13 protein-coding genes are annotated in these 14,119 nt (G+C 67.4%); 5 read left to right on the top strand and 8 right to left on the bottom strand.

Annotated features, from left to right (window positions below; translation table 11 throughout):
* Positions 1–4 precede the first annotated feature (4 nt).
* Genes A5781_RS04820 through A5781_RS04810 form a run of 3 tightly spaced genes read right to left on the bottom strand, consistent with a single transcriptional unit; the run spans position 5 to position 2,809 of the window.
* The gene (locus tag A5781_RS04820) at positions 5–403 is read right to left on the bottom strand and encodes a hypothetical protein (RefSeq protein WP_067202033.1); all 399 of its coding nucleotides are present in this window, start codon (positions 401–403) and stop codon (positions 5–7) included.
* A gap of 31 nt (positions 404–434) precedes the next feature.
* Positions 435–1,040, bottom strand: a complete 606-nt coding sequence (locus A5781_RS04815; RefSeq protein ID WP_082939214.1) for a PPE family protein — start codon at positions 1,038–1,040, stop codon at positions 435–437.
* A 38-nt stretch (positions 1,041–1,078) separates the two neighbouring features.
* On the bottom strand, positions 1,079–2,809 hold the full coding sequence (locus A5781_RS04810) for an amidohydrolase family protein (protein ID WP_067202028.1): 1,731 nt from the start codon (positions 2,807–2,809) through the stop codon (positions 1,079–1,081).
* 54 nt (positions 2,810–2,863) lie between these two features.
* Between A5781_RS04810 and A5781_RS04805 the strand changes: the two genes are divergently transcribed.
* Positions 2,864–3,388 carry a mycothiol transferase gene (locus A5781_RS04805; protein ID WP_067202025.1) on the top strand — a complete coding sequence of 175 codons (525 nt, stop codon included), beginning with the start codon at positions 2,864–2,866 and terminating at the stop codon, positions 3,386–3,388.
* Positions 3,389–3,406: 18 nt separating this feature from the next.
* The gene (locus A5781_RS04800; protein WP_067202022.1) at positions 3,407–4,276 is read left to right on the top strand and encodes a hypothetical protein; all 870 of its coding nucleotides are present in this window, start codon (positions 3,407–3,409) and stop codon (positions 4,274–4,276) included.
* On the opposite strand, the gene A5781_RS04795 is transcribed toward A5781_RS04800, so the two are convergent.
* Complete coding sequence (locus A5781_RS04795; RefSeq protein WP_067202019.1) at positions 4,273–5,940, bottom strand: cytochrome c biogenesis protein DipZ; 1,668 nt, start codon at positions 5,938–5,940, stop codon at positions 4,273–4,275. The genes A5781_RS04800 and A5781_RS04795 overlap by 4 nt on opposite strands.
* Positions 5,941–6,024: 84 nt before the next feature.
* On the opposite strand from A5781_RS04795, the gene A5781_RS04790 reads away from it, so the two are divergent.
* The 3 genes from A5781_RS04790 (at position 6,025) to A5781_RS04780 (ending at position 10,257) form a co-directional block, all read left to right on the top strand.
* Positions 6,025–6,711, top strand: a complete 687-nt coding sequence (locus A5781_RS04790) for a TetR family transcriptional regulator (RefSeq protein WP_156624394.1) — start codon at positions 6,025–6,027, stop codon at positions 6,709–6,711.
* Between the two features lie 70 nt (positions 6,712–6,781).
* The gene (locus tag A5781_RS04785; protein ID WP_067202016.1) at positions 6,782–7,330 is read left to right on the top strand and encodes an MmpS family transport accessory protein; all 549 of its coding nucleotides are present in this window, start codon (positions 6,782–6,784) and stop codon (positions 7,328–7,330) included.
* On the top strand, positions 7,327–10,257 hold the full coding sequence (locus A5781_RS04780) for an RND family transporter (protein WP_067202013.1): 2,931 nt from the start codon (positions 7,327–7,329) through the stop codon (positions 10,255–10,257). The genes A5781_RS04785 and A5781_RS04780 overlap by 4 nt, the downstream gene beginning before the upstream one ends.
* A 68-nt stretch (positions 10,258–10,325) precedes the next feature.
* On the opposite strand, the gene A5781_RS04775 is transcribed toward A5781_RS04780, so the two are convergent.
* From A5781_RS04775 to A5781_RS04760, 4 genes are read right to left on the bottom strand one after another with little or no spacing between them, the layout of a single operon-like run.
* Positions 10,326–10,772 carry a DUF5078 domain-containing protein gene (locus tag A5781_RS04775; protein WP_067202009.1) on the bottom strand — a complete coding sequence of 149 codons (447 nt, stop codon included), beginning with the start codon at positions 10,770–10,772 and terminating at the stop codon, positions 10,326–10,328.
* Between the two features lie 53 nt (positions 10,773–10,825).
* Positions 10,826–11,743, bottom strand: a complete 918-nt coding sequence (locus A5781_RS04770) for a crotonase/enoyl-CoA hydratase family protein (protein ID WP_067202003.1) — start codon at positions 11,741–11,743, stop codon at positions 10,826–10,828.
* Positions 11,744–11,750: 7 nt separating this feature from the next.
* Complete coding sequence (locus A5781_RS04765) at positions 11,751–12,062, bottom strand: hypothetical protein (protein WP_066952143.1); 312 nt, start codon at positions 12,060–12,062, stop codon at positions 11,751–11,753.
* A 10-nt stretch (positions 12,063–12,072) separates the two neighbouring features.
* Positions 12,073–14,106, bottom strand: coding sequence for a prolyl oligopeptidase family protein (locus tag A5781_RS04760; RefSeq protein ID WP_067202156.1), 2,034 nt, complete (start codon positions 14,104–14,106; stop codon positions 12,073–12,075).
* Positions 14,107–14,119: the final 13 nt, after the last annotated feature.

Genomic DNA, 14,119 nt, shown 5'->3' with positions numbered 1-14,119 from the left:
GGCGCTAGGCCGGCAGCGAGAACACCACGCAGTCGTGTAGGCAGCCCTTGGCCGCACCGGGGGAGTCGGGGTCGGCCTCGCGGTGCAACAGCGCGCGGGTGGGCACGACGCCCAGCCGTACCGCGTCCCCCGCATCCGTCACCTCGGCCGTGCCGTCGACGATCAGCGAATAGCCGCCGGGCTCGGTCGGGGGCCACAGCAGGGTGACGTCGCGCCGATGCGCGAGATTCTGCCGGGTGCGGCCGCCGATGAGGCCGACGTCGACGATCGCCTCGCGCAGCCGCGGCTCGACCGTCACGGTGTGCACGCGGTAGTCGTCGTCGACGGTCACCAGGTACGCGTACGGGTAGTCGGCGAGGGCGGCGGCGAGCCGCTCGATGTCCACCTTCTTCTTCGTGCGCATGACGCTCCAGGATAGGCGCGGGCAGGGGCCGTCAGAGCGTGCGCGGAACCCGCGCCGCGGGCAGGCCGAACGTGAGCTGTCCGCTGCTGCTGAAGTGGAAGCCGAGGTTCTGCAGGACCTGCTGCCAGGGCGCCAGTTTCTCCACCGCCGCCGACGCGTCGGCGTGGTAGCCGTACATCGCTTCCACGTCCGACGCCCACATCTGGTCGTAAGCGGCCTCGATGTCGGCGATCGCGGGGGTGTTCTGGCCCAGATGATTGTTGGCCGACAACGCGTGCGCCAGAGCACGGTTGGCCGCGACCACCGCGGGCTGGACCGTGGCGGCCAGCGCCCCCTCGAACGCGTGCGCGACGGCCGACGCCTGGCTGGACACCGCCTCGGCCTGGGCCGCGGCCGCGCTGAGCCAGCTCACGTAGTGCGTGGCGAGGGCCATCATCGCCGCCGACGACGGGCCCTGCCAGGACCCGTTGGCCAAATTTGACGTGACCGAAGAAAATGACGATGCTGACGACGACAGGTCCTCGGCCAGGCCATCCCAAGCTTCCGCGGCAGCAAGCAACGGCCCGGCTCCGGGACCCGCGAAGATTCGTGCCGAGTTGACTTCTGGCGGCAACCACGCAAAATGCGGGCTCGTCACCGGCTCAACTTACCCGGGATTTGGCGGTTTTGGTGGCGTTATTGCGCGGGTAGCGGGCGAGGTTGCCGGCCGCGGACCAACTTGCCTGGGCGGGCTTCGGTGGGCACACCGTTCTCCGCGATCACTTGGCCGGCCACGACCGTGGCGACGTACCCGTCGGCGGTCTGGTCCAGCCGCCTCCCCCCGGCCGGCAGGTCGTAACTGATCACCGGCTTGTGCAGCCGCAACGCCGCGTGATCGATGACGTTGAGGTCGGCCTTGTAGCCGACCGCGACGCGGCCCCGGTCGGCGAGCCCGGCGATGCGGGCCGGCACCGAGGTGAGCTCGCGGACGGCCTCCGGCACCGTGAACCGCCCGGTCTTGCGGTCGCGGGCCCAGTGCGCCAGGAAGTACGTCGAGTAGCTGGCGTCGCAGATCATCCCGTAGTGCGCACCGCCGTCGCCGAGCCCCAGCACCACGTCGTCGCGGTGCAGCAGCTCCCCGACGGTGTCCAGCGAGTTGCCCTGCAGGTTGCTGGTGGCCACCAACAGCATGGCCCGGCCGTCGTCGTCGAGCAGCCGGTCGTAGGCCTCCTCCATCGGGTCCACGCCCTTGGCCCGGGCCCGGGCCCCGATGCTGGTCGACGGGTCCGGCTCGTAGTCCGGGTTGTCGCCCAGCGGGAAGATCCAGTCCCACATCTGCGCCACGTACAGGATCGGGTGACCGACGCCGGGCTTGTCGGACAGGATGCGGGCCCGCACCTCCGGCGTGCGCATCTCGGCGACCCGCTCGGCCAGCGGCAGGTGAGCGATCTCCCGATAGCTGGGATAGAGCACGAACGGGTTGGCAGTCAGCTGCAGCCCGATGATCAGCCCGATCGGGCGCGGGAGCAGCTGCGCGGTGATGTCACCGCCCGCGGCGTTGGCCTTCTCAATCATGGTGATGGCGTCCGGCCATGTTGGGTCGCCCGCGTTGGCGACGACGAGGGTGAACGTGAGCGGCAGGCCGACGTCCTCGGCCACGTCGAACACCGTCTGCAGCACGGGCTCGTAACCGCCGGCCGGGATGTCCGGCACGAACTGCAGCAGGCCGCCGCCGCCGTCGACGACACCGCGGGCGATCTCTTCGATCTCCTCCCGGCCGGCGTCGTAGCTCGGGATGGGCGAACCGCTCTCGGTCTTGTGGATCGTCAGCCGGGACGACGCGAAGCCCAGCGCGCCGACCTCGACCGCCTCCTTGGCGAGCGCCCGCATCTTGGCGAGGTCTTCGGCGGTGGCCGGCTCGCGGTCGGCACCGCGCTGGCCCATCACGTAGACGCGCAACGGGGAGTGCGGCAGATACGCGGCGACATCGACATCACGTTGTCGCGACTCCAAGGCGTCCAGGTATTCGGGGAACGTCTCCCACGTCCAGGGCAGGCCGTCCGTCATGACGACGCCCGGAATGTCCTCGACGCCGGCCATCACGTCGACGAGCACGTCGTGGTCTTCCTGGCGACACGGGGCGAAGCCGACCCCGCAGTTGCCCATGACCACCGTGGTCACCCCGTGCGCCGACGACGGCGTCAGGCGTTCCGACCAGATGGCCTGGCCGTCGTAGTGGGTGTGCAGGTCGACGAAGCCCGGGGTGACCAGCAGCCCGGCGGCGTCGATTTCCCGCTCGGCCCCTTCGCCGTTCACGTGACCGACGGCCGCGATGACGCCATCTTTCACCGCGACGTCGCCGACATACGGCTCACCGCCCAGCCCGTCGATGATGGTGCCGTTGCGGATGATCAGGTCATACGTCATCCAAACAATCTACGACCGTGCCGGTGGGTCGTGCCAGGATCTAGTGTCGCTGGTATGGCCGACACCTCCAGCCCCGACGCCGCCGTCCAGGAACTGCTTCGCGACGCCTTCACCAGGTTGATCGAACACGTCGACGAGATCGCCGACGGATTGACCGACGCGGTCGCCGAGTACCGGGTGACCGCGGACGCCAACAGCATCGCCTGGCTGATCTGGCACAGCGCGCGCGTGCAGGACATCCAGCTGGCCGACGTCGCCGGCGTCGAGCAGGTGTGGCTGCGCGACGGCTGGGTGGACCGGTTCGGCCTGGACCTGCCGCGCAACGACACCGGCTACGGGCACAAGCCCGAGCAGGTCGCGAAGGTCAAGGCCCCGGCGGATCTGCTGGCCGGTTACTACCACGCCGTGCACAAGCTGACCCTCGAGTACGTCGCCGGCGTGACCGCCGCCGAGCTGGAGCGGGTGGTCGACACCAACTGGGACCCGCCGGTGACGGCCAGCGCGCGGTTGGTGAGCATCATCGACGACTGCGCTCAGCACCTCGGGCAGGCCGCCTACGTTCGCGGAATCGCTCCGTAGGCCGTCGGGTTTTCCGGCGTGCGATTCGTGGCCGCGGTCTTCCGGGCGGTGCTGTGGCTGGCCACCACCGTCGCGCTGGCCGTGGCGATCCCGGCGGCGTGGCTGCAGCTGAACGTGGTCAGCGAAGGTGGGTATGTCGCGCTGGCCCAGCGGGCCGCCGGCGACGCCGCCCTGCAGTCCGCCGCCGCGGACGAACTGGCCAACCGCGCGATGGCGCTCATCGCGGAGCACAACGGCGGACGCCAGCCGGTCGAGGGCGCCGAGGTGCACCTGGCCGCCGTCGCGTTCACGGCCGGGCCCACGTTTCCGGCGCTGTTCGCCCAGGCGAACCGGGCGGCGCACCGCTGGTTGTTCACCGCCGACGGCGCCGGCGAGTCGTGGGCGATCGACGTGGCGCCGATGCTCAAGGACGCCTCGATGCAGCGGATCCTGAGCCGCCACAACGTGAAAGTGCCTGCGACGCTGACGGTTCCGTTGACGGCGTCGGCGCCTTCGGCCCACGGGTCGCTGCGGCCGGGGCGGCTGAGCCCGCTCGCCACGTGGGGTCCGTGGGTGAGCGTCGGCGCGGTCGCCCTCAGCGTCGTCTGCGCCGTCCTGATGCTGGCCACCGCGCGCCGCCGCGGGAAGGCGCTCACCAGCCTCGGGGTCTCCGCGCTGCTGGTCGGCGCCGCCGGCTGGGCGGGCATCGAGGTCGCCGGCCGCCATGTCGGCGACGCGCTCAACCGCACCACCGACGAGATCCGCCGCATCGCCGAGGTGATGGTCGGCCACGCCGAGACGGGCCTGCACGAATGGCTCAACCTCACGCTGCTCGTGGGCGTCGCGCTGGTGATTGGCGGTGTGCTCGTCGCGATGTTGGGCGGCCTGCGCAAGAAGCCGGCCGGCTAGCCGAAGGTGAACGAAAACACTTGCAGCCCACGGCTGACCCGCATGTCGAGCTGGTCGCTGCGCGCCGCCTCATCCGCCACGATGGGGTGCAGCGTGGGTGGCCCGCCGATCGCCGTCGTCGTCGTCCTGCCGTCCCGGGTCACGGTGAGGGTGCCCGTCCCGCCGACGACGACGTAGACGTCCTTGGCGGTGTAGTTCAGCCGGATGGCGGCGTCATCGCTGTCGGCGGTGGCGCCCTGATCGTCGAGCTTCCATCGGCCGGTCAGCGCGAACCGGTCGGCGGCTAACTGCGGCGGATAGCTGAACGAGCCCGGCTTGTAATCGCCTCCACCGCCGTAGTTCAGGGCCCTCTCGACCCCGAGGTAGGTCTCGAGGGTGAGCCTGGTGCGCGGCGTGGTGTCGGCCGAATGCGTCGGCGCGGGCAGCCGGGTATCGGGATGGGCATCGACGAGCAGTTCGCGGATCAGCTCCTCGGTGCCGTCGTAATCGCCCTCTCCGAATTTCGTGTGCCGGACCGTTCCGTTGGCATCGATCAGGTATTCCGCCGGCCAGTAAAGGTTTTGGTAGTTGTTCCACGTGGTGTAGTCGTTGTCCAGGGCGACGGGGTAGGTGATGTGTAGCGCGGCGGCGCCGCTGGACACGTTGGCGGGGACCCGTTCGAAGGCGTACTCGGGGGTGTGCACTCCGACGACGACGAACCCGGCGTCGTGATACCGGTTGTACCAATCGGTTACGTGCGCGATGGCCCGTTGGCAGTTGATGCACGAGTAAGCCCAGAAGTCGATCAGCACCACCTTGCCCCGCAGCGAGGCCAGGTCGACCGGAGCGCCGCCCGGGGTGTTGAGCCACCCCGTGATGCCGCCGACCGCGGGCGCCGCCCCACACTGCTCGAGCCGGTCGGCGCCTTCGGTGCAGTCGCCCAGCGCGCCACCGCCCGGGGCGCCGAGCTGCTGGCGGATCTTGTTGGCTCCGACCGCTTTCTGCATCGATGCCGTGTAGTCGGGCACGGCGCGTTGCAACATCGCCGGCAGGTTGAACACCAGCGCCACGGCCAGCACGATCATCGTGATGCCGCCGGCGACCTGGACCATGCGCTGTCGGCGTCGGAATGCGCCGATGCGCTCGGCGACGCCCCGACCGGCCAGCGCGAACGCCAGCAGCGGCAGGGCGGTGCCGATCGCGAAAGTGGCGGTGAGGATCAGGATGGGCAGGCCGATCGAGGCGGTGCCGCCCGCGACCACGATCGCGGCCAGCACCGGTCCGGCGCACGGCACGTACAGCGCCCCCAGCGTCAAGCCCAACCCGAAACCACTTCTGCCCGTTCCCATTTGACGCTGGGGTAGGCGGGCGAACGGCCGCTCGATCAGGTGCTGCAGCGGGGGGAAGATCAGGCCGAGGCCGATGAGCGTCAGCACCACTAGGGCGGCCCAGCGGATCGCGTCCTGCGGCAGGTGCAGCGCGGACAGGATGGTCGAGCCGGCCAGGGTTACCACGCCGAAGCTGCAGACCAGACCCGCGATCACCAGGTACGGCCGGGCGGCGGCGGCGCGTGCCTGGGTGCCGTCGACGCCGGAGAAGAAGACCACGGGAAGCACCGGCAGGATGCACGGCGAGATGCCGGTGATGAGGCCGCCGAGGAATCCGATGAGCGCGATGGTGTGCATAGTTACTAACACCTTTACCGGCCCGGGACGGTTCAATGTGGCCTGGTACAAATCACACGCCGTGCGTTATACAAATCACACGACGTGCGTTACGCTCTGGCGGTGGCGCAACTCACTTTCCAGCGCGCCCGCACCGAGGAGAAAAAGCGCCAACGTGCGGAGGCACTCGTGGAAGCCGCGCGTTCACTGGCGCTCGAGACCGGCGTCGCGTCGGTCACGCTGACCGCCGTCGCCAGCCGGGCCGGCATTCACTACTCCGCCGTCCGCCGCTACTTCAGCTCGCACAAGGAAGTCCTCCTGCACCTCTCCGCCGAAGGGTGGGTGCGCTGGTCGAACACCGTGTCGGAGAAGTTGGCCGAACCAGGGCCGAAATCACCGTCGCGAATCGCCGAGACGCTGGCCAACGCTCTGGCCGACGACCCGCTTTTCTGCGACCTGCTGGCCAACCTGCACCTGCACCTCGAACACGAGGTGGACGCGGAGCGGGTGGTCGAGGTCAAGCGGATCAGCACCGCCGCCACGCTGTCGCTCGCCGATTCCATCGAGAGCGCCCTGCCGGAACTGGGCCGCTCGGGGTCGCTCGACATTTTGCTGGCGGCGTACTCGCTGGCGGCCACGCTGTGGCAGGTCGCCAACCCGCCCGAGCGCCTCACCGACGTCTACGCCGAGGAGCCCGAAGTGCTTCCCCCGGAGTGGAATCTGGACTTCACTTCCGCCCTGACCCGCCTGCTGACTGCGACGTGCGTCGGCCTCATCGCGGAGAAGCCATGAACGAGGAGGCGGGGGAGCTATGGCTTGGCGAACTCCAACCAGTGAAGACGGGAAGGACTTTGGAGTGCCCATGACGACGACTGAGCCAAGGACCGAGCCGCTGAAGAAGCAGGGCTCCGCCGGCAGGGAGGGCAAAGATGTCGCTCCGCAGCGCGCCAAGAAAAAGGGGCTTTTGGGGCGTTTCTGGTTGGTGCTCACGATCGCAGCTGTCGTCGCGGTGTCGGGATTCGTCGTATACCGATTGCACGGCGTCTTCGGCGTTCACCGCGGTTCGTTCGGTGGTGGCACCTCGGGCGAGGTCCTCGACCAGTTCAACGCCAAGACGATCACGCTCGAGGTCTGGGGCTCACCGGGCAGCACGGCAACCATCAACTACCTTGACGAAAACTCCCATCCGCAGCAGGCACTGAACGTGCCCTTGCCCTGGAGCATGGTATTGAGTTCAACGAAGCCCGGCATCCCGGCAAACCTGGTGGCGCAAGGAGACGGTAGTTGGATCGCCTGCCGATTCGTCGTGAACAACCACGACGGGCACGGTGACGTCATCAAGGCTCCGAATCGCTCAGATTCCAACGAAACCGTGAACCCCTTCGTCTACTGCCTGGACAAGTCCGCATGAGCGAGCCAGGCGAGGCTCCGCCGCGCGTCGATCAGCCGCTGATCCCGCCGTTCCTGCCGCGAATGATCCATCGGCTTGCCCTCCCGATCGTCCTGGTGTGGTTGGGCATCGTGTTCCTCACCAACACCATCTCGCCACAGCTCGAGGTCGTCGCCAAAACCCACTCGGTGTCGATGAGTCCGACTGACGCGGCGTCCTTTCAGTCGATGATGAAGGTCGGATCGACGTTCAAAGAGTTCAACTCCGACAACTCGGCCATGATCTTGCTCGAGGGCGACAAGCCACTCGGGGCCGAAGCGCACCGCTACTACGACGAGATCGTCAGGCGCGTCGAGCAAGACAAGAAACACGTTCAGCACGTCCAGGATTTCTGGAGTGATCCGCTGACGGCGGCGGGTTCCCAGAGCCACGATCAAAAGGCCGCGTACGTCCAGGTCTACCTCGCCGGCAACATGGGCGGCGGACTGGCGAACGAGTCTGCCCTGGCCGTTCGCAAGATCGTGGATTCGGTGCCCGCGCCGCCGGGAATCAAGGCATACGTCACCGGCGCGGGTCCGCTGTTCGCCGACCAGTCCCACGCGGGCGAGAAGGGCGTCATGGTCGTCACTCTTGTCACTTTTTTGGTGATCGTGGTGATGCTGCTGTTCGTCTACCGCTCGGTCACCACCATGCTGATCATGCTGGCGATGGTGTTCATCGAGTTGGCCGCGGCTCGAGGCGTCGTCGCGACGCTCGGTAACTACGGCGTCATGGGGCTTTCCACGTTCGCCAACAACATGCTGGTGCTTATGGCGATCGCCGCCGGGACGGACTACGCGATCTTTGTGGTCGGCCGCTACCACGAGGCGCGCGGTCTCGGCGAGACCCGCGAAGAAGCGTTCTACACCATGTTCCACAGCACCGCGCACGTCGTGCTGGGATCGGGCCTGACCATCGCCGGCGCGATGTACTGCCTGAGCTTCTGCCGGCTGCCGTACTTCGAGTCGCTGGGGGTGCCTTGTGCGGTCGGCATGCTGGTCGCGGTGTTGGCGGCTTTGACGCTGGCACCGGCGGTCCTGACGGTGGCATCGTTCTTCAAGCTGCTCGACCCGAAGCGAAAGCTGCAGACCCGGGGCTGGCGTCGCATCGGCACCGCGGTCGTCCGCTGGCCCGCACCGGTTCTCGCGGTGACCATCGGGGTCGCGTTGGTTGGTCTGCTCGCGCTGCCCGGTTACAAGACGGACTACGACAACCGCCACTTCCTGCCGGCAGACACCCCGGCCAATGTCGGTTATGCCGCCGCGGACCGACACTTCGACCAGGCTCGGCTCAATCCTGAGCTGTTGATGATCGAGACCGACCACGACCTGCGCAACCCGGCCGATTTCCTGATCCTGGACAAGGTCGCCAAGGCGGTGTTCCACATCCCCGGTATCGGCCGGGTGCAGACCATTACCCGGCCATTGGGCACCCCGCTCGACCACAGCACCCTCGGTTTTCAGATGAGTGCACAAGCCGCAGGGCGGATCCAGACCCAGCACTATCAAGACGAACAGGCGGCAAACCTGCTCAAGCAGGCGGACGAGCTGCGCAAGACGATGGCAACGCTGCATGAGCAGATGCAGGTCACCCAGGACCTCAGCAACACGACGCACGAAACCACCAGGCTCACCAAGGAGACCGTGCAGATCACCGAATCGTTGCGCGACGACATCGCCACCTTCGACGACTTCTTCCGGCCGATCCGCAGCTTCTTCTACTGGGAGAGGCACTGCTTCGACATCCCCGCCTGCTGGGCGCTCCGGTCGATCTTCAACGCGCTCGACGGCATCGACCAGGTGGCCCAGAACATCGTGAACCTCAGCGCGAATCTGGACAAGTTGGATCAGATCCAGCCGAAGCTGGTGGCGCTGATACCGCCGCAGATCGAGAGTCAGCAGCGCAACCTCGACACCATCATGTCGAACTACGCGACCACGATGGGTCTTAACGAACAGGCGAAAGCGCAGTCCGACAACGCCACCGCCCAAGGCGATGCCTTCGATAAAGCAAAAAATGACGACACGTTCTACCTTCCGCCGGAGGCGTTCAAGAGCCCGGATTTCGCACGGGGTCTCAAACAGTTCATCTCGCCGGATGGGCACGCCGTCCGGTTGATCATCTCCCATGAAGGCGACCCGGCGACTCCTGAAGGCATCAGCCACATCGAACCGATCAAGCAGGCCGTGCACGAGGCGATCAAGGGCACGCCCTGGGAGGGCGCCAAGGTCTACCTCGGCGGTACCGCCGCGACGTACAAGGACATGCACGACGGCTCAAACATCGACCTGATGATCGCCGGAATTGCCGCAGCCACACTAATTTTCATCATCATGCTGGTGATCACCCGAAGCGCCGTGGCGGCCGTTGTGATCGTCGGTACGGTGTTGCTGTCACTAGGCGCCTCATTCGGACTCTCGGTGCTCCTATGGCAGTACATCCTGGGCATGAAGTTGCACTGGATGGTGCTGGCGATGGCGATCATCCTGCTGCTGGCGGTCGGCTCGGACTACAACCTGCTGTTGATATCGCGGTTCAAGGAGGAAATCCACGCCGGGCTCAAAACGGGAACGATCCGCGCGATGGCCGGTTCGGGCTCGGTGGTGACCTCCGCCGGTCTGGTGTTCGCCGCGACCATGGCCACGTTCATGTTCAGCCCGCTGGTGGTGATGGCCCAGGTGGGTACGACGATCGCGCTGGGTTTGTTGTTCGACACTTTGATCGTGCGGTCGTTCATGACGCCGTCGCTGGCCACCCTGCTCGGTCGCTGGTTCTGGTGGCCGCAGCACGTGCGTCCACGGCCGGCCAGCACCATGCTGCGACCGTACGGCCCGCGTCCCGCTGTGCGCGATTTGCTCCTGAAGAACGTCGAGGAGCACCCCCCGGGCGGATTGGTACAGCCGCGCTGATCCTACGGGCGTCACACAAAGAAATCCGCGCGCCCATTCCTCGGGGACGCGCGGATTTCTTTAGGCGCTCAGGCCCAGTTCCACACCGACATGTCGCCGGGCGGGTACTGCGCGCAGGCGTCGGTCGCCTTGGCGACGACGCCCTTGTTGTTGAAGAAGAGCTTCATGTGGTTGGGCCACGCGTACCACAGCGGGTCGTTGTTGTAGAAGTTCTCGGAGTACGTCCGGCGGTCCTCCGGCGACAACGAGTAGAACCAGTGGACCTTGTCGATCGTCGCCTGCTGGACGTTCGGGTGGTTGTTGAAGTCGATCATGTACCGCTGGTAGTACACCGGGCTGGTGTCGCGGGTGGCCGCCATGATCTGCTCGGCGTCGCAGGTGGTGTTGATCATCCTGCGCGGAATCGGGAAGTCCTCCGTGGAATCGGCCACGGCGGTTTTCGGGAAGGCCGTAGCGGCGATACCCAAAGCGAACACAGCGACGCCTGCACGCAGGCCAGAACTCAGCCGGGACATAGTTGTTAACGGTAACACTTTTTGGGCGGCGGCGGACAAGTTCCTAGTTCATCTCAGCATTGGCCGCGATCAGGCACGATGACGTGCGTGGGGTCGGGCCGCAGCTCCGGCGGGGCCTGGCTGTAGTCGCCGAAGGGACCGTCGCGGCGCTCGACCGCGGCCCGAACGCCCTGGGTTTCGGCGGTCTTGATGAAGTCCAGGGCGTCGGGGGTGTTGCGCATCAGGCCGTCGAGGATGCCGCCGAGCGTCTGGGTGGACGCTAACCCCATGTTCTCGTAGGCCTGGTTGACGATCAGCTTCTGCGCCTGCAGCTGCGACAGCGGAATCCGGGCCAGCTCGGCGGCGATCTCGGCGACCCGGGCCTCGAGGCGCTCGAACGGCACCGCCTCGTTGATCAGCTCGACCTCGGCCGCCTGCACGCCGGTCAGCGGCCGCCCGGTCAGCGAATGCCACTTGGCCTTGGCGAAGCTGAGCCGGTAGAGCCACATCCCGCTCAGGTATGCGCCCCACATCCTGCTGTACGGGGTGCCGATCACCGCGTCGTTGCTGGCGATGACCAGGTCCGCGCACAGCGCGTAGTCGCTGGCCCCGCCCACGCACCAGCCATGCACCTGGGCGATGACCGGCTTGGATGCCCGCCAGATGGCCATGAACTTCTGCGTCGGCCCGGTCTCGCGGGAGGTGACCATCGCGAAATCCTTGCCGGGATCCCACTTGCCGTCGGTCATCATCGACTCGCCCCAGTGCACGAAGCCGCCGCCGAAGTCGTAGCCGCCGGAGAACGCCCGGCCGGCGCCGCGCAGCACGATGACCTTGACGGCCGGGTCGCGCTCCGCCAGCCCGACGGCCGCCTCGATCTCGTCGGGCATGGGCGGCACGATCGTGTTGAGCTGCTCCGGACGGTTCAGCGTGATGGTGGCCACCGGGCCGGCCGCCGTGTACAGGAGCGTCTCGAAGTCGCTGGTCGGCATGGCTTCCTTACGGGTCGGGCTGACGGTTTTCCGGTAACGACGCGTAGATCCTGTCGCCGATCTTCAGATACGGCGTCGTCAGGTAGGCCGACAAGACGACGAGGCCGGAGAAGATCACCGCCACGCAGACGGCGTTGGGCCAGAGCCTGCCCGTGCCGGCCGCGAAGCAGACGGTGCCGATGATCGCGGTCGCCCAGTAGAACCGCCGGCCGGCGCGGCGGTCACCGATGAAGCGGTAGCGTGCCTGCGCCGCCGAGACCAGGACGAAGATCAATCCGGTCGCCAGCAGCGTGAGTTCGATGCGTTGGGTCGCTGACACGCCGACGATCTTATGACCTGGCCAGCATCCGCCACAGGAACGAGTAGGTCAGCGCCGACTTGAACGCGACCTGTTGGTTGTCGGCCGCCCCGGCGTGGCCGCCCTCGATGTTCTCGTAGTAGTAGACCCGGTGACCCGCCGCCTCCAGCGCGGCCGTCATCTTGCGGGCGTGGCCCGGATGCACGCGATCGTCGCGGGTGGACGTGGTCATCAGCACCGGCGGGTAATGGCGCGTGGCCGAGATGTTCTGGTAGGGCGAGTATTCGGAGATGAACGCCCAGTCGTCCGGGTTGTCGGGGTCGCCGTACTCGGCCATCCACGAGGCGCCCGCGAGCAGCAGGTGGTAGCGCTTCATGTCCAGCAGCGGCACGCTGCAGACCAGCGCGCCGAACCTGTCGGGGTACTGGGTCAGCATGATGCCCATCAGCAGGCCGCCGTTGCTGCCGCCCTGCGCACCGAGCTGGTCGACTGTGGTGATGCCGCGATTCACCAAATCGGTTGCCACCGCGGCGAAGTCCTCGGCCACTTTGTGCCGGTCCTCGCGCATGGCCTGGGTGTGCCAGCCGGGCCCGTACTCCCCGCCGCCGCGGATGTTGGCCAGCACGTAGGTGCCGCCGCGGGCCAGCCACAACCGGCCGAGCACGCCGCTGTAGGCGGGGGTGTTGGCGGATTCGAAGCCGCCGTAGCCGTACAGCATGGTCGGCCCCGGGCCCCGCGCATCGGCGGGCCGCACCACGAAGTACGGGATCGGCGTGCCGTCCTGCGACGCCACGAAATGCTGGGCGACGGCCATGTTGCCGGCGTCGAAGAAGGCCGGCGCGGACTTGATCTGGTCGAGCGGGCCGGCGCCGGTGCCGCACATGAGCCGCGACGGGGTGACGAATCCACTGGAATCGAGGAAGAACTCGTCGCCGGTGTCGTCGGCGGCGACGACGACGGTGTTGGTCGCGTCGGGGATGCCGGCGACCGGCTCGCGTCGCCAGGTGCCCGGCGTGACGATCTCCACCCGGCTGGCCACGTCGGCGAGGGTGACCATCAGCAGGCGGTCGCGCGTCCACGCGTAGTGGTTCAGCGCGGTGTGCTCGTCGGGCTCGAAAACCACACTCAATTCGGCTGTGCCCGAGAGGAATTCGTCATAGTTGGCCGCCAGCAGGGAACCGGCGGGATAGCTCTGAGCGCCGTAGAACCAATCGGTGCGCAGCTCGATCAGCAGCCACTCCCGGTGTATCGACAAGCTGGCGTCGGTGGGCGCGTCGATCCGGATCAGCTCGGGGCCGCGCAGTTCGTAGACCTCTTCGTTCCAGAAGTCGAGGGCACGCCCCAGGAGGGTGCGCTCGAAGCCGGGGGTGCGGTCCACCGAGGCGGACACGCGGACGTCGGTGCGGGCGCCCTCGAACACGGTCTCCGCGTCGGTCAGCGGGGTGCCCCGTCGCCACCGCTTGATCACCCGCGGGTAGCCCGAGTCGGTGAGGGAGTCGGCGCCGAAGTCCGTGCCTACCAGGACGGTATCGGGATCCGCCCAGGCCAGTTGCGACTTGGCCTCCGGCAGCGCGAATCCGTCGGCGACGAATTCGCGTGTGGCCATGTCGAATTCGCGCACGACGGAGGCGTCCGAGCCGCCCCTGGACAGCGCGACCAGGGCGCGCGTGTACTCCGGTTCGATGACGCCGGCGCCGGCCCACACCCACTTCTCGTCGTCGGCCCGGCCCAACTCGTCGACATCGATCAGCACGTCCCACTCGGGGGCATCGGTCCGATAGCTCTCCAGCGTGGTGCGCCGCCACAGCCCGCGCGGGTTGTCGGCGTCGCGCCAGAAGTTGTAGAGGTACTCGCCGCGGCGGACCACGTACGGGATGCGGGCGTCGGTGTCGAGCACCTCGAGCGCCTCGGTGCGCATTCGCTCGAACTCCGCGTCGCGGAAGGTCGCCAGTGTCGGTTCGTTGCGCGCCCGCACCCAATCCAGCGCCTCGTCGCCGGAGACTTCCTCGAGCCACAGGTAGGGGTCACGGTCGTCGTCGGGGGCCGGGGGGGCTTGCGATGTCATGACCGCCATTGTG

The organism is Mycobacterium sp. 852002-30065_SCH5024008 (assembly GCF_001665645.1).
In the GTDB taxonomy this organism is placed as follows: Bacteria; Actinomycetota; Actinomycetes; order Mycobacteriales; family Mycobacteriaceae; genus Mycobacterium; species Mycobacterium paraffinicum.
This window is presented reverse-complemented; position numbering and strand designations above follow the sequence as displayed.

Coding starts and splice junctions, on each gene's coding strand:
- A5781_RS04770 (WP_067202003.1), bottom strand. CDS start 11,743: ATGCCGACCAGCGACTTCGAGACGCTCCTGTACACGGCGGCCGGCCCG.
- A5781_RS04775 (WP_067202009.1), bottom strand. CDS start 10,772: ATGTCCCGGCTGAGTTCTGGCCTGCGTGCAGGCGTCGCTGTGTTCGCT.
- A5781_RS04805 (WP_067202025.1), top strand. CDS start 2,864: ATGGCCGACACCTCCAGCCCCGACGCCGCCGTCCAGGAACTGCTTCGC.
- A5781_RS04795 (WP_067202019.1), bottom strand. CDS start 5,940: ATGCACACCATCGCGCTCATCGGATTCCTCGGCGGCCTCATCACCGGC.
- A5781_RS04820 (WP_067202033.1), bottom strand. CDS start 403: ATGCGCACGAAGAAGAAGGTGGACATCGAGCGGCTCGCCGCCGCCCTC.
- A5781_RS04785 (WP_067202016.1), top strand. CDS start 6,782: ATGACGACGACTGAGCCAAGGACCGAGCCGCTGAAGAAGCAGGGCTCC.
- A5781_RS04760 (WP_067202156.1), bottom strand. CDS start 14,106: ATGACATCGCAAGCCCCCCCGGCCCCCGACGACGACCGTGACCCCTAC.
- A5781_RS04810 (WP_067202028.1), bottom strand. CDS start 2,809: ATGACGTATGACCTGATCATCCGCAACGGCACCATCATCGACGGGCTG.
- A5781_RS04780 (WP_067202013.1), top strand. CDS start 7,327: ATGAGCGAGCCAGGCGAGGCTCCGCCGCGCGTCGATCAGCCGCTGATC.